Genomic DNA, 18496 nt, shown 5'->3' on the forward strand with positions numbered 1-18496 from the left:
CAGCAGGTCCTCGCGCCAGGGCGCGGCGACCAGCCGGACGCCCACGGGCAGGCCGGTGGCCGGGTCCTGGCGCAGCGGCAGCGAGAGCGCGGGTTGCCCGTGATGCTGAACACCGAGGTGAACACGCCCGTCGGGCAGGAGTTGCGGACCGCGGCCGGCGGGTCCTCGGCGGTGCCGGCCGCCAGGCGCCGATCCGCGGCGGCAGGCAGGCAGGCCGTGGTCGGAGTGACCAGCAGGTCGAAGGCGGCCGGGAAGCCCTCCACCAGGCCCCGGGAGAGCCGCCGGGTGCGCAGCACGTCCTGCGCGTACGCCCAGGAGTCGACGGCGTGCGCGGCGTCCCGCAGCGCCCGGTCGTGCGGCTCGACCCGGTCCGGGTCGGTGAGCGGGACGCCGGCCGCGCCGGTGTTCCACAGCGTGGTGAACACGCCGACCGGCTCCTCGGTCGGCGGCAGCGGCAGCGCGGTGTCGACCACGTGGTGGCCGGCCGCCTCCAGGGCGGGCAGCGCCGCCCGCACCGCCGTCCGGCGCCGCCGGGTCCTGGACGAATGTCAGCGGGGGTTCAGCCGCGGGGCCGGGCCGGTGCGGGGGCGTCGTCCGCGCAGAGGGCGCGCAGGTCGGCGAAGACCCGGCGGAGGTGGGCCTCCAGGCCCGGCGAGGGGTCGTCGATCCAGTCCTGGACCGCCTGGTGGAAGGCGGCCCAGCCGGTCGCGGCGGCCAGTCGGGCCGGCCGGCCGGGGACGCCCCGCTGCCGCAGGGCCTCGGCCAGGGCCTCGCCCAGGGCCGCGGCCTTGGCCAGGTCGCGTTCGCGGAGCGCCGGGGTGGCCGCGATGACCTGCAGGCGCGGTTCGGCGAAGGGGCGGTTGCGCTCCAGGATCGGTTCGGCCTCCCGGAAGGCGCGCAGCAGCACTTCGAGCGGCCGCAGGCCGTCGGGCGCCTCGGCCACCGCCCGGACCAGCGCGGCGCGCAGGTCGGCCTCGCCGTCGAAGAGCACCTCGCGCTTGTCCGGGAAGTGCCGGAAGAAGGTGCGCTCGTTGACGCCGGCGCGGGCGGCGATCTCGGCCGTCGTGGTCCGGTCGAACCCGCGTTCCCGGTACAGCTCCAAGGCCGCCTGCTGGAGGCGGCCGCGCGCTTCTGCTCCGCTCCGTGGCACGCCCAGAGGATAGCGCACGCGCCAGTCACTGGCGCTTCTTGACGCCAGTGACTGGCGCTACCTAGGCTCGGCGACGGCGCCGCGTAGCGCCAGTCACTGACATTAAACGGGAGGGTGCTCCATGCACGTCTTCGTCACCGGCGGTTCCGGCCAGACCGGGCCCGCGGTCGTCGCCGAACTCCTCGCGGCCGGCCACACCGTCACCGGCCTGGCCCGCTCGGACGCGGCCGCCGCCCGGCTGGAGTCACTGGGCGCCGTGCCGCACCGCGGCTCGCTGGACGACCTCGACAGCCTGCGCCGCGGCGCCGGGGCCGCCGACGGCGTCCTGCACATGGCCTACGGCGGCGACTTCTCCGACCTCGCCGACATGGCGCGGCGCGACCGGAGCGCGATCGAGGCGCTGGGCCGGCCGCTGGAGGGCTCCGGGAAGCCGCTCGTCGTCACCTCGGGCACCCTCGTGCTGCCCGCGGGCCGGGAGGCCACCGAGCAGGACGCGCCCGACCCGGCCGGGATCGCCGCCTTCCGGATCGCGGGCGAGCGGGCCTGCCTGGACCTCGCCGCCCGGGGAGTGCGCGCGAGCGTGGTCCGCCTCGCCCCCACCGTCCACGGCCCCCGGGACCACGGCTTCGTCCCCATGCTCGTCGCCACCGCCCGGCAGAGCGGCGTCTCGGCCTACGTCGGGGACGGCGCCAACCGGTGGCCCGCCGTGCACCGGCGCGACGCGGCGGTGCTGTTCCGGCTCGCGGTCGAACGGGCGCCCGCGGGCAGCGTCCTGCACGGGGTGGCCGAGAGCGGCGTCCCGCTGCGGAGCGTCGCGCAGGCCATCGGCCGGGGCCTGGGCCTGCCCACCCGCTCGCTGACCCCCGAGGAGGCCGCCACCCACTTCGTCAGCCCGTTCATGGCCACCGCCTACGCCTTCGACGGGCCGGCCTCCAGCTCCCGCACCCGGCGGCTGCTCGGCTGGACCCCCACCGGGCCGACCCTGCTCGAGGACCTGGCGCACGGCGACTACCTGGCCGCACCGGCCTCCTGAACCCCCCGTCCGGGCCTAGTGCCGGTGGACGGTGCGGCCGCGGACCACGGTGCGCAGGCAGAGCGGGAGGGGGTGGCCGGGGGTGAGGTCGGGGAGGCCGGGGGTGCCGGAGCGGGGGTCGGTGGACCAGCCGGCGATGCGGGTGTCGGGGGCCTGGACGACGAGGTCGGTGGTGTCCCAGACGGCGTAGGAGGCGATCGCGCCGGGGACGAGGATGCCGTCGGCGTCGTGGCCCAGCGCCCGGTGGCCGCCGCGGGTGTGGGCGGTGAAGGCGGCGCGGACCGAGATCCGGTGCTCGGGGGTGCGGTGGAAGGCGGCGGCCCGGACGGTGCCCCAGGGGTCGAGCGGGGTGACGGGGGCGTCGGAGCCGAAGGCCAGCGGGAGGCCGGCGCGCAGCATCGCGGCGAACGGGTTGAGGGCGGCGGCGCGGTCGGCGCCGAGGCGGGCCGCGTACATGCCGTCGGGGCCGCCCCAGGCGGCGTCGAAGGCGGGCTGGACCGAGGCGGTGAGGCCGAGTTCGGCGAATGCGGCGAGGGTCTCGGGGGTGAGGGCCTCGGCGTGCTCGACGCGGTGGCGCATCGCCTTGACCCGGTCGGGGCCGAGCTTGTCGGCGGCGGCCCGGACGCCCTCCACGACGGCGCCGATCGCGGCGTCGCCGATGGCGTGGAAGCCGGCCTGCAGGCCCGCCTCGGTGCAGGCGGTGACGTGGTCGGCGATCTCGGCGGCGCTCAGGTAGGCGGTGCCGGTGTGGTCGGCGTCGGTGTAGGGGTCGTGCAGGCAGGCGGTGTGCGAGCCGAGCGCGCCGTCGACGAACAGGTCGCCGCCGGCGCCGACCGCGCCGAGGCGCCGGGCGGTCTCGACGCCCTCGGGGCCGAGTTCGCCCCAGTAGCCGTACACCTCGGGGCCGTCGGTCTCGGCGGCGAGGGCGAGCAGCGCGGCGAGGTCCTCGGCGGAGGAGATCTGCGGGCCGGCGCACTCGTGCAGGGTGCCGATGCCGAGGGCGGCGGCCCGGCGCAGGGTGGCGTACTGGGCGTCGCGGCGCTGGACGGGGGTGAGGTGGGCGAGGGCGGCCTGCCGGACGGCGTGGTGGGCGTCGCGGGTGAGCGGGCCGGTGGCGTCGTGGCCGGGGAGCGCGTCGAGGCCGGGGACGAGGGCGCGCAGCGCGCTGGTGGCGAGGCCGGAGTGGACGTCGGTGCGGGAGAGGTAGAGCGGGACGTCCCCGGCGGCGGCGTCGAGTTCGGCGAGCGAGGGGGCGCGGTGCTCGGGCCAGCGGGTCTCGTCCCAGCCGTGGCCGATCAGGGCGCCGCCGGCGAAGGAGGCGCCGAACGCGGCGGTGCGGTTCAGGGCTTCGGCGAGCGAGCCGCAGTCGGTGAGGTCGAGGCCGGTGAGGGCGAGGCCGGTGGAGGTGGCGTGCACGTGGGCGTCGACGAAGGCGGGGGTGACCAGGGCGCCGTCCAGTTCGACGATCTCGTCGACGGTGTCGGCGTACGCCTCGGCGGCTCCGTCGCTGCCGACCCAGGCGACGTGTTGGCCCTCGACCAGCATGGCGGTGGCGAAGGGGTCGGCGGGGCTGTAGACGTTGCCGCCGCGCAGCAGCACGGTCCGGTCGGTGCGTTCGGTCATGGCGTCCAGTCTCGCACTGCGGACACCGGGGTCAGAGCTTCGGGGGGCGCGCCTCGTAGGGCGTGGAGAGGACCACGGTGGTGCGGGTGGAGACGCCGGCGGCGGTGCGGATCCGGGCCAGCAGGTCCTCGAGGTCGCCGGGGCCGGGGACCCGGACCTTGAGGATGTAGTTCTCGTCGCCGGCGACGCTGTGGCAGGCCTCGATCTCGGGCAGGCCGACGAGCCGTTCCGGGGTGTCGTCGGGGGCGCTGGGGTCGAAGGGCTTGACCGAGATGAACGCGGTGAGCGCCAGGTTGACCGCCTCGGGGTCGACGATGGCGGTGTAGCCGCGGACGACGCCGCGCTGCTCGAGGCGGCGCACCCGCTGGTGCACGGCCGAGGTGGACAGGCCGGTGGCCTTGCCCAGGTCGGTGTAGCTCATCCGTCCGTCCTGGAGCAGCAGCTGGACGATGCGCTGGTCGAGTTCCTCCACAAGGCGTCAACCTACTCGATCGGGGGTGGGCCGTGCAGACAGCTCGCGGGGGGCGCATCCGGGGGGCACATGCCAACGGAATGTGGCGAGGAACACAAGGAATGCATCACCGTGCGCCGCAGTGCAGGGTTATGACGTCCCGTCACTGGGAAGTGCTGCTGGTGGCCCGGACGACGAGAGGTTCCGGCCCGATCCGAGGGGGATCACCATGCCTTCCACCGACCTGCGTTCCGACGTCGAGGACGAACCCGGCGCGCCCGAGGCGTCCTTCGGGACGGACCCGGGCGCGGCCGACACCTGGGAGATCGTCCGGGTGCACTGCCCGGAGTGCGACCGCCCGATCGCGTTGATCGGGGACGAGGAGCGCCTGCCCCAGCACGCGGTGCTGACCTCCGCGTGGAACCCCTTCCAGCCCGCGATCTGCCGGGGCACCGGCGCGCCGACCGCCGACCTGCCGGAGTGCGAGGAGCAGCCGGAGCAGGACGGCCAGTCCAACCTGGTGGCCCTGCCGACCGCGCTGGACTGGCGCACCCAGCCGTTCTCGCACGCCGGGGCGCACCGCCCGGTGCGGGTCTTCGTGCCCACGCAGCGCGACCGCCGCGCGGCCTGAACCCGGCCCGACCACGGCCCGAACCCGGCCCGACCACGGCCTGATCCTGGCCTGACCACGGCCCGGTCCCGGGCCCGACCGAGGAACCGGACCGCCCCGGGCGGTCCGACGTCCGGCGGGGCGCCGCCCGCGGTGCCCTCCGGAACGCCCGCCGGAACGCCCGCCAACCGGGCGGAAGCGGCCGCGTACCCTGGCCGGATGGACGCCGCCCTCCCCGACCTGCCCGCGCTGGCCGCGGGCCTGCTCGCACTGCCGCCCTCGCTGGGGCCGGTGCGGCTGGTGGCGGTGGACGGGTACGCGGGCTCCGGCAAGACCACGTTCACCGGCCGGCTGGCCGCCGCGCTCGGCGGCGCCCCGGTGGTGCACCTGGACGACCTGGCCACCCACCGGGAGCCGTTCGGCTGGACGGAGCGGCTGCGCGCGGGCGTGCTGGAGCCGCTGGCGCGCGGGGAGGCGGGCCGGCACCCGGTGTACGACTGGACGGCGCGGGCCTTCACCGCCGAGCGGGCGGTGCCGGTGGCGCCGGTGGTGCTGCTGGAGGGGGTGGGCGCGGGCCGGCGGGCGGTGCGCCCGCACCTGGCGGCGCTGCTGTGGATGGAGTTGGAACGGGCCGCCGCCCGGGCCCGCGGGCAGTTGCGGGACGGTCCGGAACTGGCCGAGTTCTGGGCCGGTTGGTCGCGTGCGGAGGACGCGCACTTCGCGGCGGACCCGAGCCGTCCGCAGGCCGCGGTGCGGGTCGACGGGGTCACCGGGCGGATCGTCGGGAGCACCCTGAGTGAACCGCGTGAACCGCTCTTGACCTGCGACATCATCAGGATTTAAGTTCTGCCTGTCGCGGAAATCAGTTGAATCCGCAACCACAGACACGGCGTCTCCGGCTTGTTCCCCCGTGAGCCGGAGGCGCCGTCCTGCCCTCCGCGCCGCCCGCCGGGACCCGCCCCTCCCGCGCCATTCGAGCCGCGCGGCACCCTTACGGATCAGCGCCGCGCCGGTACCATGCCACGCAGGCGCGCAGAGGAGCGCCCCGAGGTCTGGCGGGGGGCGTCAGTGACGGTGGAGAGTTCGGGCGGCAAGGGTTCCGCCGCGGCGGGTCCGGATCCGGACGCCGACCGCGCCTGGTCGCGGGCCATGGACGCCTACACGGCCGGTTCGTACGCCCGCGCGGAGGAGGAGTTCCGGGCCGCGGTCTACGTCGACCCGGGCATGGCCGACGCCTGGCTCGGCCTGCACGCGCTGCGCAGCGACACCGCCGGCGCCCTGCTGGCGATGCACCGGCACCGGGACCGCTTCGGCGAGCAGCGCGAGCGCCACCGCCGCCCGCTCAGTTCCTGGTACTGGCTGGGCTGGTGGGTGCAGCCGGTGCTGGAGACCCCGCAGGACCTGGCGCTGGCGCACGCCTCGCACTGGCTGGACGGCCGTCACCTGGCCGAGCTGGAGCAGGCCCTGACGGCCTGTCCGGCCCCGGAGCAGGAGCCCGCGGTGCGCTTCCTGCACGCCTGCCGCTCCTACCTGCTCAAGGACTGGGAGCAGCTGATCCGGGACACCGACCGCCTGCTGGACGACCCGGTGCTGGGCATCGAGGCCGGCCTGTTCGCGGGCATGGCGCGGGTCCGCCTCGACATGTGCGCGCAGGCCCAGCGCCCGCTGGCCGCCTCGCTGGCCCGCTGCCGCTCCGAGCAGCCGCAGCGCAAGGAGCTGCGCTACTGGCTGGCCCGGGCGTACGAGGGTGCCGGGCGCAGCGCGGCGGCGCTGCCGCTGTACCGGGCGGTGCACCGGGCCGACCCGGCGTTCATGGACACCGAGCAGCGGCTCGCGGCGATCGCCGCCGAGGACGGGCTGCTGGACGGCGAGGCGTTCGGCGAGTACCGGGGCGCGGCGGTGCCCGCGCCGCCGGCCGGGCCGGAGCCGGAGTCCCGCGGCGGGTCCGGCGGGGTGAGCGAGGAGGCGTGCGCGGAGGAGGAGGACGACGAGCCGGGGGCGGCCGAGCCGGGCCGGGCGCGGCTGGCCGAGCGGGCCCCGGGCACCTCGCCGCCGGCGCCGCGGCTGGGCAACTGGCCGGTGGCGCAGGCGATCCCGCCCGCCGGGCCGAACCCGGCGCCGGCCGCCCGGCTGGAGCTGGACCAGGCGCTGGCCGAACTGGAGGAGATGGTCGGCCTCGACCCGGTCAAGCGCCAGGTGCGGGCGCTGTCCGCGCAGCTGCGGATGGCCCGGCTGCGCGCCGACCGGGGGCTGCCGGTGCAGCCGCCGAAGCGGCACTTCGTCTTCTCCGGCCCGTCGGGCACCGGCAAGACCTCGGTGGCGCGGATCCTCGGCCGGGTCTTCCACGCCCTCGGCCTGCTCTCCGGCGACCACCTGGTGGAGGCCCAACGCGCCGACCTGGTGGGCGAGTTCCTCGGCCAGACCGCGGTGAAGGCGAACGAGCTGATCGACTCGGCGCTGGACGGCGTGCTGTTCATAGACGAGGCGTACTCGCTGGCCAACTCCGGCTACAGCAAGGGCGACGCGTACGGCGACGAGGCGCTGCAGGTGCTGCTCAAGCGGGCCGAGGACAACCGGGACCGGCTGGTGGTGATCCTGGCGGGCTACCCGGAGGGGATGAACCGGCTGCTGGCCACCAACCCGGGGCTGAACTCGCGCTTCACCACCCGGGTCGACTTCCCGTCCTACCGGCCCGGCGAGCTCGCCGAGATCGGCGCCCAGCTGGCCCGGGCGGACGGCGACGGCTGGGACGTGGACGCCGCCGAGGAGCTCGCCTCGATCTGCGGGCACGTGGTCGCCGAGGGCTGGATCGACCAGCTCGGCAACGGCCGGTTCATCCGCACCCTGTACGAGAAGTCCTGCGCCTACCGGGACCTGCGGCTGTCCGGCCAGCGCGGCACCCCGTCCCGGGAGGACCTCTCGACGCTGCGGCTGCCGGACCTGCTCCAGGCGTACGGCGAGCTGATCGACGGCCGGGCCTGAGGGCCCGCGGACGGCCGGACGGCCGGCCCCCTCGCGGTGGGGGTCCGGCCGTCCGGGCGGGGTCAGCGGGCGGTGGCGGCGGGCGGGCGGTGGTCGGGGTCGTGGACCTCGCCGACCAGTTCCTCCAGGACGTCCTCCAGGGCGACCAGGCCGAGCTGGCGCCCGTCGGGGTCGACCACGGCGGCCAGGTGGGCGGCGGCGCGGCGCATCACGGCGAGCGCGTCGTCCAGCGGCAGGGCGGAGCGCAGCACGGTGATCGGGCGCCACAGCCGGTCCGGGATCGGGGCGGCGAGGTCGTCGACCTCCAGCGAGTCCTTGACGTGCAGGTAGCCGAGCACGGTGCCGTCCCGGTCGGCGACCGGGAAGCGGGAGAAGCCGGTGCGCACCGCGAGGCGCTGGATCTCCTCGCCGGTGACCTCGCGGCCGACGGTGACCAGCTGCCCGGGGGCGAGCAGCACCTCGGTGACCGGGCGGCTGCCCATCTCCAGGGCGTCCTCCAGGCGTTCGCGGCGGCTGTCGTCGAGCAGGCCGGCCTCGCCGGAGTCGGTGAGCATCAGCAGCATCTGCTCGCTGGTGGCGACCGAGTCGACCTCGTCCTTGGGCTCGACCCGGAACAGCCGCAGCACGCCGTTGGCGAAGGCGTTCAGGAAGGAGATGAACGGGGCGAGCCAGCGGGCCAGCCGGTCCAGCGGCGGGCCGAGCCAGAGCGCGGCCCTCTCCGGTCCGGCCAGCGCCAGGTTCTTCGGCACCATCTCGCCGATCACCATGTGCAGGAACACCACGATGCTCAGCGCGATGACGTAGCTCAGCAGGTGCATCGCCGAGTCGGGGACGCCGAGCGCGTGGAAGGCGGGTTCCAGCAGGTGCGCGATGGTGGGTTCGGCGAGCGCACCGAGCAGCAGCGAGCAGACGGTGATGCCGAGTTGGGCGGCGGCCAGCATCGCGGAGACGTTGGACAGCGCGTGCAGCACGGTGCGGGCGCGCTTGTCGCCGGCCTCGGCGAGCGGTTCGATCTGGCTGCGGCGCACCGAGATGACGGCGAACTCGGCGCCGACGAAGAAGGCGTTGCCGAGCAGCAGGAGCAGCGAGAAGGCGAGTTGCAGGGCGCTCATCGGTGGTTGTCCTGGTCCTCGTGGTCCTCGTCGTGCACGCGCCGGACCTCGACCCGGCTGGTGCGGTGCCGGTCGACGGCGGTGACCGTCAGCTCCCAGCCGGGCAGGTGGGCGCGCTCGCCGACGGCGGGGAGCTTGCCGAGCAGGTCGGCGAGCAGGCCGCCGAGCGTCTCGTAGGGGCCGTCGGGGGCGTGCAGGCCGATCCTGTCGAGCTGGTCGAGCCGGGCCCGGCCGTCGGCGTCCCAGACCGGCAGGCCGTCGCGCGGGGCGAGCGGGCGCAGGTCGGGGGTGTCGGCGGGGTCGTGCTCGTCCTGGACCTCGCCGACCACCTCCTCGACGATGTCCTCGATGGTGGCGACGCCGGCGGTGCCGCCGTACTCGTCGACCACCACGGCCATCGGTTCGCGGCCGCGCAGCAGGTCGAGCAGCCGTTCGGCGGGCATGGTCTCGGGGACCAGCAGCGGCGGGGCGGCCAGGTGGCGGACCCTGGTGTGGTCGCGGCGCCCGGCGGGGACGGCGAGGGCGTCCTTGAGGGTGACGGTGCCGGTGACCTCGTCGAGGCTGTCGGCGTACACCGGGAAGCGGCTCAGGCCGGTGGCCCGGGTGAGGTTGAGCACGTCGGTGGCGGTGGCGTCCTCCTGGAGGGCGGCGACGTCGATCCGCGGGGTCATCACGGACTCGGCGGTCAGCTCGCGCAGGCCCAGGGTGCGGACGAACAGCGCGGTGGACTGCTCGTCCATGACGCCGGCCTGGTAGGAGTGCCGGGCCAGGGCGACGAGCTCGTCGGCGGTGCGGGCGTGGCCGAGCTCCTCCTGCGGTTCGACGCCGAGGGCCCGGACGATCCGGTCGGCGGAGCCGTTCAGGAAGGCGATCAGCGGGCGGCAGACCGCGGAGAAGGCGCGCTGCGGGGCGACCACGGCGTGGGCGACCTGCATCGGGCGGGAGATCGCCCAGTTCTTCGGGACGAGTTCGCCGATCACCATCTGGATCACGGTGGCCAGCACCAGGCCGACCAGGACCGCGGTGCCGCGGGCCGCCGAGTCGGGCAGGCCGACGGCGGTGAACACCGGCTTGAGCAGGGTGGAGAGCGCCGGTTCGGCGAGCATGCCGACCACCAGCGAGGTGATGGTGATGCCGAGCTGGGCGCCGGAGAGCTGGAAGGACAGCTTGTGCAGGGCCTTCGACAGGCTGGCGGCCTTGCGGTCGCCGGCGGCCGCGGCGCGTTCGACGGTGCCGCGGTCGGCGGTCACGAACGCGAACTCGGCGGCCACGAACAGGCCGTTGGCGAGGATGAGCAGGAAGGCCGCGAGCAGCAGGAGCCAGGCGGTGGTCATCGGGCCGCCCGCCTTCCCCGGCTGGAAACGTGCGTGGCGGCGCTGGTACTACCGGACGGGTCGTCCATCGAGGGGAGGTGTCACTCCTCTGGTCGCGGGTGGAGGCGGGAAGCCCGGACCTGTGGTGGGGCTTTGCCGCGGTTTTACCAGCGTAGACGATACCCGAACGCTTCTCCGGGCCCGTTCGACCCGTCCGTCCGGGGGCGTGTCAGCCCTGCCGGGCGCCGCTGCCGCGCTGTTCGACCAGGTCGCGCAGGCTGCGGGCGGCGGCGATGGCCTGGGCGCGGCCGCCGCCGGGCTGGATGCCGACCGCGGCCAGCGCGGTGCCGTCGGCGAGGTCGAGCATCACCCAGGGGTCGCCGGCCTTGAAGTTGACCCGGACGACCTCGGCCCAGGACAGCCGGCGGCTGCGGACGAAGTTGACCACCGTCAGGCCCTCGGGGTCGGCGACCACCTTGGGGCGGGCCAGCATCAGGCCGACCGCGGCGAACAGCACGCCGGAGCAGGCCATCATCACCCGGTCGTTGAACTGCCAGCTCTCCGGGAGCACCACGGCGAGCACGGAGAACAGCACCAGCATCACGGCGCACAGCGCGTACAGCACGGCGCGGTTGCGGCGGGGCGCCCAGGTCACGGGCAGGGCGACGGGGGTGGCGGTGGACACGGGTGGCTCCAGGGGGGACGGGGGCCAGGGGTGGCGGCCCCCGTCCGGTGGCGGGTCAGATGCGGCAGGCGTGGATGTTGGTGACCAGGATGGCGCGGGCGCCGATCGCCCACAGGTCGTCCATGATCCGCTGCGCCTCCTTGCGGAGCACCATCGAGCGGACCGCGACCCAGCCCTCGGTGTGCAGCGGCGAGACGGTCGGCGACTCCAGGCCCGGGGTGAGGGCGACGGCCTCGCTGACCTTCCCGGCCCGGATGTCGTAGTCCATCAGCACGTAGCGGCGGGCCACCAGCACGCCCTGCAGGCGGCGCAGGAACTGCTCGACCGAGGCGTCCTCGCCGGCGCCCTTGGGGCGGATCACCACGGCGTCGGAGACCAGGATCGGGTCGCCGAACACCTCCAGGCCCGCGTTGCGCAGGCTGGTGCCGGTCTCCACCACGTCGGCGATCACGTCGGCGACGCCCAGGTGCACGGCGGTCTCGACGGCGCCGTCCAGCTTGGTGACGGTGGCCTTCACGCCGTGCTCGGCGAGGTGCTGCTCGACCAGGCCGGTGTACGAGGTGGCGATCCGCAGGCCGTCCAGGTCCTGGACCCCGGCGATCTCGGCGCCGACCGGCCGGGCGAACCGGAAGGTCGAGCCGGCGAAGCCGAGCGCCAGCACCTCCTCGGCCTCGGAGGCCGAGTCGAGCAGCAGGTCGCGGCCGGTGATGCCGACGTCGAGCCGGCCGGAGCCGACGTAGACGGCGATGTCGCGCGGGCGCAGGAAGAAGAACTCGACCTGGTTGTCCGGGTCGACCAGGACGAGCTCCTTGGCCTCCTTGCGCTGCCGGTAGCCGGCCTCATGGAGCATCTCCGCCGCGGGACCCGAGAGCGAACCCTTGTTGGGGACGGCGATGCGGAGCATGAGAGGCGAACCCTTCGCGTTGGCGATCAATGGAGGTGGGGCTAGAGGTACTTGTAGACGTCTTCGAGCGTCAGCCCGCGGGCGAGCATCATCACCTGGACGTGGTAGAGGAGCTGCGAGATCTCCTCCGCCGCCTCCTCGGGCGACTGGTACTCGGCGGCCATCCAGACCTCGGCGGCCTCCTCGACGACCTTCTTGCCGATCGCGTGGACGCCCTGCTGCACGAGCTGGGCGGTGCGGGAGGTCGCGGGGTCGCCGGTGGCGGCCTTCTGCTGGAGCTCGGTGAAGAGCTCCTCGAATGTCTTGGAAGCCATGATGAGCTCACCTTACGGGGTGCGGGCTGACGGACGGTAAACGGTTTCGCACCGTGGACAGTCGGATGGACGGCCGGCCGGCCCCGGAGGCCCGGCCCCGGGCCCGGGCCCGGCGCGGGCTCGGACCCGGCGCGGGCTCGGACCCGGCGCGGGCTCGGGCCCGGGGCCCCGGCGCGGGGCTAGCCCCGGGCCTTGGCGAGGGCGCGCAGCGCGGCGGCGGTGGCCACGGCCGCGGTGACCGCCTCGTGGCCCTTGTCCTCGGCGGAGCCGGGCAGCCCGGCCCGGTCCAGCGCCTGCTGCTCGGTGTCGCAGGTGAGCACGCCGAAGCCGACCGGGACGCCGGTGTCCACCGACACCTGGGTCAGGCCGAGGGTGGCGCCCTGGCAGACGTAGTCGAAGTGCGGGGTGCCGCCGCGGATCACCACGCCCAGCGCGACCACCGCGTCGTAGCCGGCGTCGGCCAGCCGCTTGGCGGCGACCGGCAGCTCGAAGGTGCCGGGGACGCGCAGCACGGTGGCGCCGCCGTCCACGCCGAGCTCCGCCAGGGCGCGCCGGGCGCCGTCCAGCAGGCCGTCCATCACCTGCTGGTGCCACTGCGCGGCGACCACCGCGACCCGCAGGTCGGCGGTGCTCTCCAGGGTCTCCGGGGACAGGACGGGGGCTCCGTGGCCGGCCATGTTCGTCTTCCTCTGTTCGTTGCTGCTCGTTGCTGACGTGCGTTGCTGGTGTTCGTTGCTGACGTGCGGTCAAGGGGCTTGCGGCGGCGCTTACTTGACGTCGTCGTCGTCGAGCCACGGCAGGTCGTGGCCCATCCGGTCGCGCTTGGTGCGCAGGTAGCGCAGGTTGTGCTCGCCCGCGGCGGTGGGCAGCGGGCGGCGGGCGGCGACCTTGAGGCCGTACTCGGTGAGCGCGGTCTGCTTGGCCGGGTTGTTGCTGAGCAGGGTCAGCGAGCGGACGCCGAGGTCGGTGAGCATCTGCGCGCCGATCGAGTAGTCGCGGGCGTCGGCGGGCAGGCCCTGGTCGAGGTTGGCGTCGACGGTGTCCAGGCCCTGCTCCTGCAGCTGGTAGGCGCGCAGCTTGTGGGCCAGGCCGATGCCGCGGCCCTCGTGGCCGCGCAGGTAGAGCACCACGCCGCGGCCGGCCTCGGCGACGGCGGCCAGCGAGGTCTGCAGCTGGGGGCCGCAGTCGCAGCGCAGCGAGCCGAACACGTCGCCGGTCAGGCACTCGGAGTGCAGCCGGACCAGGACGTCCTCGCCGTCGGGGAGCCGGCCGTCCGCGTCCAGGCCGCCGGCCACCAGGGCCAGGTGCTCGGTGCCGTCGATCGTGCCGCGGTAGCCGACGGCGGTGAACTCGCCGTGCTCGGTGGGCAGTTGGGTGACGGCGGCGCGGTCGACGTGCAGTTCGGTGCGGCGGCGGTAGGCGATCAGGTCCTCGATCGAGATGATCGCCAGGCCGTGCTCGCGGGCGAAGGCGTGCAGTTCGGGCAGCCGGGCCATGGTGCCGTCGTCGTTGACCACCTCGGCGATGCCGCCGGCCGGCGGGAGGCCGGCCAGCCGGGCCAGGTCGACGGCGGCCTCGGTGTGGCCGGGGCGGACCAGCACGCCGCCCTCGACCGCGCGCAGCGGGAAGACGTGGCCGGGGCGGGTCAGGTCGGCGGGCGAGGTGCCGGCGGAGGCGAGCAGCTTGACGGTGCGGGCCCGGTCGGCGGCCGAGATGCCGGTGTCCACGCCGTCGCGGGCGTCCACCGAGACGGCGTACGCGGTGCCCTTGCGGTCCTGGTTGACCCGGGTCATCGGCGGGAGTTCGAGCCGGTCCAGCTCCGCGCCGGTCATCGGGACGCAGATCACGCCCGAGGAGTAGCGGACGGTGAAGGCGAGCAGTTCGGGGGTGGCGGCGGAGGCGGCGAAGACGATGTCGCCCTCGTTCTCGCGGTCCTCGTCGTCGACCACGATCACGGCGCGGCCGAGCGCGATGTCGGCGACGGCCCGCTCGACCGGGTCGAGGGCGAGCGGCTGGGCGGCGGGCTCGGTGCTCATGCGGTGACTCCCTTGGCGGACGGGGCGGACTGGGCGGGCCGGGACGCGCGGGCCTTCGTCCACCAGCTGACCAGGCCGGCCACCACCAGGACGAAGTAGATGCTGAAGGTCAGCGCGGAGAAGACGTAGCCGTGGGTGTACGAGTACGGGACGCTGATCAGGTCGACGGCGAGCCAGGCGAACCAGAACTCGACCCAGCCGCGGGCCTGGGCGTACATCGCGGCGAGCGTGCCGACGAAGATGTACGCGTCCAGCAGCGGGTTCCAGGACAGCTTCGGGAAGGCGTGGAAGAGCGCGGCGACGGCGGCGGTGCCGGCCGCGGTGGCGACCACCAGCACGGCCCGCTCGCCCCAGCCGGCGAAGCGCACCGCGACCTCGCCGGTGTCCCGGCGGCCGCGGCTCCACTGCGTCCAGCCCCAGACGGCGGCGACGATGACGATCACCTGCTTGCCGATCAGGCCGGGCACCTGCCCGCCGAGGAACGCGGTGATCAGCACCGCGCCGGCCAGCAGTTGGGCGGGCCAGGTGAGCACCGAGCGGCGCCAGCCGAGGGCCAGGCCGGCCAGTCCGATCAGGTTGCCGGTCATGTCGGCGACCTTCACGTGCTCGCCGAAGGCGGTGAAGGCCAGGTCTCCGAACGCGCTCACTTCGAACTCCCCGGGGTCTCGGGCAGGGCACGGGTGTCGAGCAGCCGCTCGACGTACTTGGCGAGGACGTCCACCTCGAGGTTGACCGGCTCGCCGACCTGCTTGGCGCCCAGCGTGGTGAGTTCCAGCGTGGCGGGGATCAGCGAGACGGTGAACGAGTCGAGGGCCGCCTCGACGACGGTGAGGCTCACTCCGTCCACGGTGATCGACCCCTTCTCCACCAGGTAGCGCGAGATCGGCTGCGGCAGGGTGAAACGCAGCACCTCCCAGCGCGGATTCCCGTCCGCGTCGAGGTCGCCGGGCTCCCGGGAGAGCAGCGTGCCGGTGGCGTCGACGTGCCCCTGCACCAGGTGGCCGCCGAGCCGGGCGCCGAGCGCCATCGCCCGTTCCAGGTTGACCCGGGAGCCGGGGCGCAGCACGCCGAGGCTGGAGCGCTGCAGCGTCTCGCGCATCACGTCGGCGCTGAACTCGCCGTTGCGGTCGGCGAGTTGCTCGTTGCCGTCGAGGACGGTGAGGCAGACGCCGTTGACCGCGATGGAGTCGCCGTGCCGGGCGTCGGCCGTCACGACGGGGCCGCGCAGGCGGATTCGGGAGGACTCGCCGATCTCCTCGATGGAGACGACCTCGCCGAGCTCTTCGATGATGCCGGTGAACACCCGGGTTCTCCTCGCGCTTGGGGCGCGGACTCCGGGGCGGCTCATGGGAGTTGACTGCGGACGGCATGCCGGACGCGGCTCCCCCGGGATGCCTGGGCGTCCTCGCCCGGCACGGGTTCGCTGCCGTCCTGCTCCGCACCCCGGCCCTCGGGTGGGCCGCGGTGATGACACGCCTGATCCGCCGCGCACGCCTCCCATCCGGACTTTAACCGTCGGTCCAGGAATTTCACCTGGTCAACCGGCCGCTGGCTGCGGACGGGTCGCGGACTGTAACCGCCGGTTCGGATTTTCACCGACCCCGGAGTGCGCTGAACGTCACTGGTACTGCATCCACATTGTTGCACGCGCGGGTGGTCCGGCCGCAAGGACGTGCCCTGTGGCCTGGTTCACGTCGGCGGCGCACCGTGGAGGGGAATAGTTCTCCGTACGGAGGGCTCCCGGCCGAGGAGTTGAATCCGCCATGGCGATGTTCATGGACGTCCACCACGGGATGGCGGGCATCACCGCCGAGCAGTTGAAGGCCGCGCACGAGGCGGACCTCGCGGCGCAGGGCGAGGAGGGCGTGGAGTTCCGGCAGGCCTGGGCCGACCCGGACTCGGGCACCGTCTACTGCCTGTCCTCCGCCCCGTCCCGGGAGGCCGTGCAGCGCGTGCACGAGCGCACCGGACACCCGGCGGACGAGGTGCACCCGGTGCCGCTGCAGGTCTGAGACCCCCCTGCCGACGGGGGCGTGAGCGGCGGTAGCGTCGGGACACGTGATCTTCGACGCCCTCGCCGCGGACGCGATCCGCGAACCGGCCCGCCTGCGGGCCCTGTACGAGCAGCCGAGCGCGATGGTGCGGCGCAAGCAGGTGGACCACCTGCACGAGGCGGCCCGCCGGCTGATCGGCTGCTCGTCCCTGGTGTTCGTCGCCACCGCCGACGCCGACGGCAACTGCGACGCCACGCCCCGCGGCGGCCCGCCCGGCTTCGTCGCGGTGCTGGACGAGCACACCCTGGCGATCCCCGACGCCACCGGCAACCGGCGGCTGGACAGCCTGCACAACATCGCCGCCACCGGGAAGGCCGGGCTGCTCTTCGTCGTCCCCGGCCGGGAGGCCACCCTGCGGGTCAACGGGCGGGCCTGCGTCAGCGAGGACCCCGAGTTGCTGGCCCGGCTGACCCCGGTGGGGAAGCCGCCGCGCACCGCGATCGTGGTGGCCGCCGACGAGGTGTACGGGCACTGCCCGAAGGCCCTGCTGCGCTCGGCCGCCTGGCGCCCCGAACGCTGGCTGCCCGCGGACGCGGCGCCCAGCTCGGCCGAGATCACCCTCTCCCACCTGGGCGATCCGGCGCTCACCCTGGAGCAGGTGGTGGCCGCCGAGGAGGAGTCGCTGCGGCTGCGCTACGAGTGAGCAGGGACCGCGGGGGTTGCGCGGGGGCTGGTGCATGCTGGGGGAACGGGGTTTCCGCATAGGCGGAACTTTGGGGGGCCATAGTTTCGGCTTATGACGACATAAGCCGGAGCACCGTACCGGGCGCGCCCGCCGGCCGGAAGGCTGAGCGGTACGCGCCCCGAGTCGAACAGGAGTACCTGCCCATGCCCCGCCCCGTCCGGGTGGCCATCGTCGGTTCCGGCCCCGCCGGGATCTACGCCGCCGACGCGCTGCTGAAGTCCGACCTCGCCGCCGCGCCCGGCGTCTCGATCGACCTGATCGAACGCCTGCCCGCCCCCTTCGGCCTGATCCGCTACGGCGTCGCCCCCGACCACCCCCGGATCAAGGGCATCGTCACCGCCCTCCACCAGGTCCTCGACAAGCCCCAGGTCCGCCTGCTCGGCAACGTCGACTACCCCGGCGACCTCTCGCTCGACGAACTGCACCGCTTCTACGACGCCCTGGTCTTCGCCACCGGCGCCGAGGCCGACCGCGACCTGAACATCCCCGGCATCGAGCTCGACGGCTCCTACGGCGCCGCCGACTTCGTCTCCTGGTACGACGGCCACCCCGAGGTCCCGCGCACCTGGCCGCTGGAGGCCGAACAGGTCGCCGTCCTCGGCGTCGGCAACGTCGCGCTCGACGTCGCCCGCGTCCTCGCCAAGACCGCGGACGAGCTGCTGCCCACCGAGATCCCGCCGAACGTGTACGAGGGCCTGGCCGCGAACCGCGCCGTCGAGGTGCACGTGTTCGGCCGGCGCGGCCCCGCCCAGGCCAAGTTCTCGCCGATGGAACTGCGCGAACTCGACCACTCCCCCACCATCGAGGTCGTCGTCGACCCCGAGGACATCGACTACGACGAGGGCTCGATCGCCACCCGGCGCGCCAACAAGCAGGCCGACATGGTCGCCTCGACGCTGGAGAACTGGGCGATCCGCGACATCGGCGACCGGCCGCACCGCATCCACCTGCACTTCTTCGAGAACCCGGTCGAGGTGCTCGGCGAGGACGGTCGCGTCGTCGCGCTGCGCACCGAGCGCACCGAACTCGACGGCACCGGCAACACGGTGGGCACCGGCACCTTCCGCGAGTGGCCCGTCCAGGCGGTCTACCGGGCGGTCGGCTACCGCTCCGACGAACTGCCCAAGCTGCCCTTCGACGCCCTCACCTCGACCGTCCCGCACCAGGCCGGCCGGGTCCAGGAGAACGGCGCCCACCTGCCCTCCGTCTACGTCACCGGCTGGATCAAGCGCGGCCCCGTCGGCCTGATCGGCCACACCAAGGGCGACGCCAACGAGACCGTCGCCTGCCTGGTCGCCGACCACGCCGCGGGTCTGCTCCGCGAGGCGGCCGAACCCGCCGAGGACGCCGTCCTCGACTTCCTGCGCGCCCGCGGCGTCGACTTCACCACCTGGGAGGGCTGGCACCACCTGGACGCCCACGAGAAGGCCCTCGGCGCGGCCGAGGGCCGCGAGCGGGTGAAGGTCGTCGAGCGGGTGGGGATGCTGGACGCTTCGCGCAGCGAGAGGTCTGCGGAACGCAACAGCGCTGCGCGCTGACGGGCG

19 protein-coding genes and 1 riboswitch are annotated in these 18496 nt (G+C 74.5%); of the genes, 7 read left to right on the forward strand and 12 right to left on the reverse strand.

Translation table 11 applies throughout. The features are described from left to right. Positions 1-559 precede the first annotated feature (559 nt). The gene (locus OU787_RS03250) at positions 560-1150 is read right to left on the reverse strand and encodes a TetR/AcrR family transcriptional regulator (protein ID WP_268658475.1); all 591 of its coding nucleotides are present in this window, start codon (positions 1148-1150) and stop codon (positions 560-562) included. A gap of 121 nt (positions 1151-1271) precedes the next feature. Between OU787_RS03250 and OU787_RS03255 the strand changes: the two genes are divergently transcribed. Beyond that, positions 1272-2183 (forward strand): SDR family oxidoreductase, encoded by a 912-nt coding sequence (locus OU787_RS03255; protein WP_268658476.1) that lies wholly within the window; start codon positions 1272-1274, stop codon positions 2181-2183. Positions 2184-2198: 15 nt separating this feature from the next. On the opposite strand, the gene OU787_RS03260 is transcribed toward OU787_RS03255, so the two are convergent. After that, positions 2199-3806, reverse strand: a complete 1608-nt coding sequence (locus tag OU787_RS03260; protein ID WP_268658477.1) for an amidohydrolase — start codon at positions 3804-3806, stop codon at positions 2199-2201. A gap of 31 nt (positions 3807-3837) precedes the next feature. Next, a complete protein-coding gene (locus OU787_RS03265) occupies positions 3838-4278 on the reverse strand; it encodes an Lrp/AsnC family transcriptional regulator (protein WP_030461417.1) in 441 nt (146 codons plus the stop codon). A gap of 208 nt (positions 4279-4486) precedes the next feature. Between OU787_RS03265 and OU787_RS03270 the strand changes: the two genes are divergently transcribed. From OU787_RS03270 to OU787_RS03280, 3 genes are all read left to right on the forward strand, one after another. Then, on the forward strand, positions 4487-4888 hold the full coding sequence (locus tag OU787_RS03270) for a hypothetical protein (protein WP_268658478.1): 402 nt from the start codon (positions 4487-4489) through the stop codon (positions 4886-4888). Between the two features lie 198 nt (positions 4889-5086). Beyond that, the gene (locus OU787_RS03275; protein ID WP_268658479.1) at positions 5087-5710 is read left to right on the forward strand and encodes a uridine kinase family protein; all 624 of its coding nucleotides are present in this window, start codon (positions 5087-5089) and stop codon (positions 5708-5710) included. 306 nt (positions 5711-6016) lie between these two features. Further along, positions 6017-7849, forward strand: coding sequence for an AAA family ATPase (locus OU787_RS03280; protein ID WP_268661796.1), 1833 nt, complete (start codon positions 6017-6019; stop codon positions 7847-7849). A 62-nt stretch (positions 7850-7911) separates the two neighbouring features. Here OU787_RS03280 and OU787_RS03285 read toward each other — a convergent pair whose 3' ends face one another. The 9 genes from OU787_RS03285 to OU787_RS03325 all read right to left on the reverse strand — a co-directional run bounded on the left by OU787_RS03285 (position 7912) and on the right by OU787_RS03325 (position 15516). Beyond that, the gene (locus tag OU787_RS03285; RefSeq protein ID WP_268658480.1) at positions 7912-8961 is read right to left on the reverse strand and encodes a hemolysin family protein; all 1050 of its coding nucleotides are present in this window, start codon (positions 8959-8961) and stop codon (positions 7912-7914) included. Beyond that, complete coding sequence (locus OU787_RS03290; RefSeq protein ID WP_268658481.1) at positions 8958-10295, reverse strand: hemolysin family protein; 1338 nt, start codon at positions 10293-10295, stop codon at positions 8958-8960. The genes OU787_RS03285 and OU787_RS03290 overlap by 4 nt, the downstream gene beginning before the upstream one ends. Positions 10296-10503: 208 nt before the next feature. Then, the gene (locus OU787_RS03295) at positions 10504-10959 is read right to left on the reverse strand and encodes a PH domain-containing protein (protein WP_030461411.1); all 456 of its coding nucleotides are present in this window, start codon (positions 10957-10959) and stop codon (positions 10504-10506) included. A gap of 55 nt (positions 10960-11014) precedes the next feature. Continuing rightward, positions 11015-11863, reverse strand: a complete 849-nt coding sequence (gene hisG, locus OU787_RS03300; protein ID WP_268658482.1) for an ATP phosphoribosyltransferase — start codon at positions 11861-11863, stop codon at positions 11015-11017. Positions 11864-11904: 41 nt separating this feature from the next. Further along, on the reverse strand, positions 11905-12177 hold the full coding sequence (locus OU787_RS03305) for a phosphoribosyl-ATP diphosphatase (protein ID WP_030461409.1): 273 nt from the start codon (positions 12175-12177) through the stop codon (positions 11905-11907). Between the two features lie 179 nt (positions 12178-12356). Further along, positions 12357-12854 carry a 6,7-dimethyl-8-ribityllumazine synthase gene (gene ribH / locus OU787_RS03310; RefSeq protein ID WP_268658483.1) on the reverse strand — a complete coding sequence of 166 codons (498 nt, stop codon included), beginning with the start codon at positions 12852-12854 and terminating at the stop codon, positions 12357-12359. A 90-nt stretch (positions 12855-12944) separates the two neighbouring features. Further along, the gene (locus OU787_RS03315) at positions 12945-14213 is read right to left on the reverse strand and encodes a bifunctional 3,4-dihydroxy-2-butanone-4-phosphate synthase/GTP cyclohydrolase II (RefSeq protein WP_268658484.1); all 1269 of its coding nucleotides are present in this window, start codon (positions 14211-14213) and stop codon (positions 12945-12947) included. Beyond that, the gene (locus OU787_RS03320) at positions 14210-14800 is read right to left on the reverse strand and encodes a nicotinamide mononucleotide transporter family protein (protein ID WP_268661797.1); all 591 of its coding nucleotides are present in this window, start codon (positions 14798-14800) and stop codon (positions 14210-14212) included. The genes OU787_RS03315 and OU787_RS03320 overlap by 4 nt, the downstream gene beginning before the upstream one ends. A gap of 56 nt (positions 14801-14856) precedes the next feature. Further along, positions 14857-15516, reverse strand: coding sequence for a riboflavin synthase (locus OU787_RS03325; protein WP_030461405.1), 660 nt, complete (start codon positions 15514-15516; stop codon positions 14857-14859). A 182-nt stretch (positions 15517-15698) separates the two neighbouring features. After that, a riboswitch (FMN riboswitch) is annotated at positions 15699-15826 on the reverse strand. A gap of 150 nt (positions 15827-15976) precedes the next feature. Between OU787_RS03325 and OU787_RS03330 the strand changes: the two genes are divergently transcribed. The 3 genes from OU787_RS03330 to OU787_RS03340 all read left to right on the forward strand — a co-directional run bounded on the left by OU787_RS03330 (position 15977) and on the right by OU787_RS03340 (position 18490). Then, the gene (locus tag OU787_RS03330; protein WP_030461404.1) at positions 15977-16225 is read left to right on the forward strand and encodes an SCO4226 family nickel-binding protein; all 249 of its coding nucleotides are present in this window, start codon (positions 15977-15979) and stop codon (positions 16223-16225) included. Positions 16226-16271: 46 nt separating this feature from the next. Further along, positions 16272-16910, forward strand: a complete 639-nt coding sequence (locus OU787_RS03335) for an MSMEG_1061 family FMN-dependent PPOX-type flavoprotein (RefSeq protein WP_030461403.1) — start codon at positions 16272-16274, stop codon at positions 16908-16910. A 185-nt stretch (positions 16911-17095) separates the two neighbouring features. Then, complete coding sequence (locus OU787_RS03340; RefSeq protein WP_030461402.1) at positions 17096-18490, forward strand: FAD-dependent oxidoreductase; 1395 nt, start codon at positions 17096-17098, stop codon at positions 18488-18490. The last annotated feature ends 6 nt before the right edge of the window (positions 18491-18496 follow it).

This window comes from Kitasatospora sp. YST-16, assembly GCF_026802215.1.
Lineage (GTDB): Bacteria > Actinomycetota > Actinomycetes > Streptomycetales > Streptomycetaceae > Kitasatospora > Kitasatospora cineracea.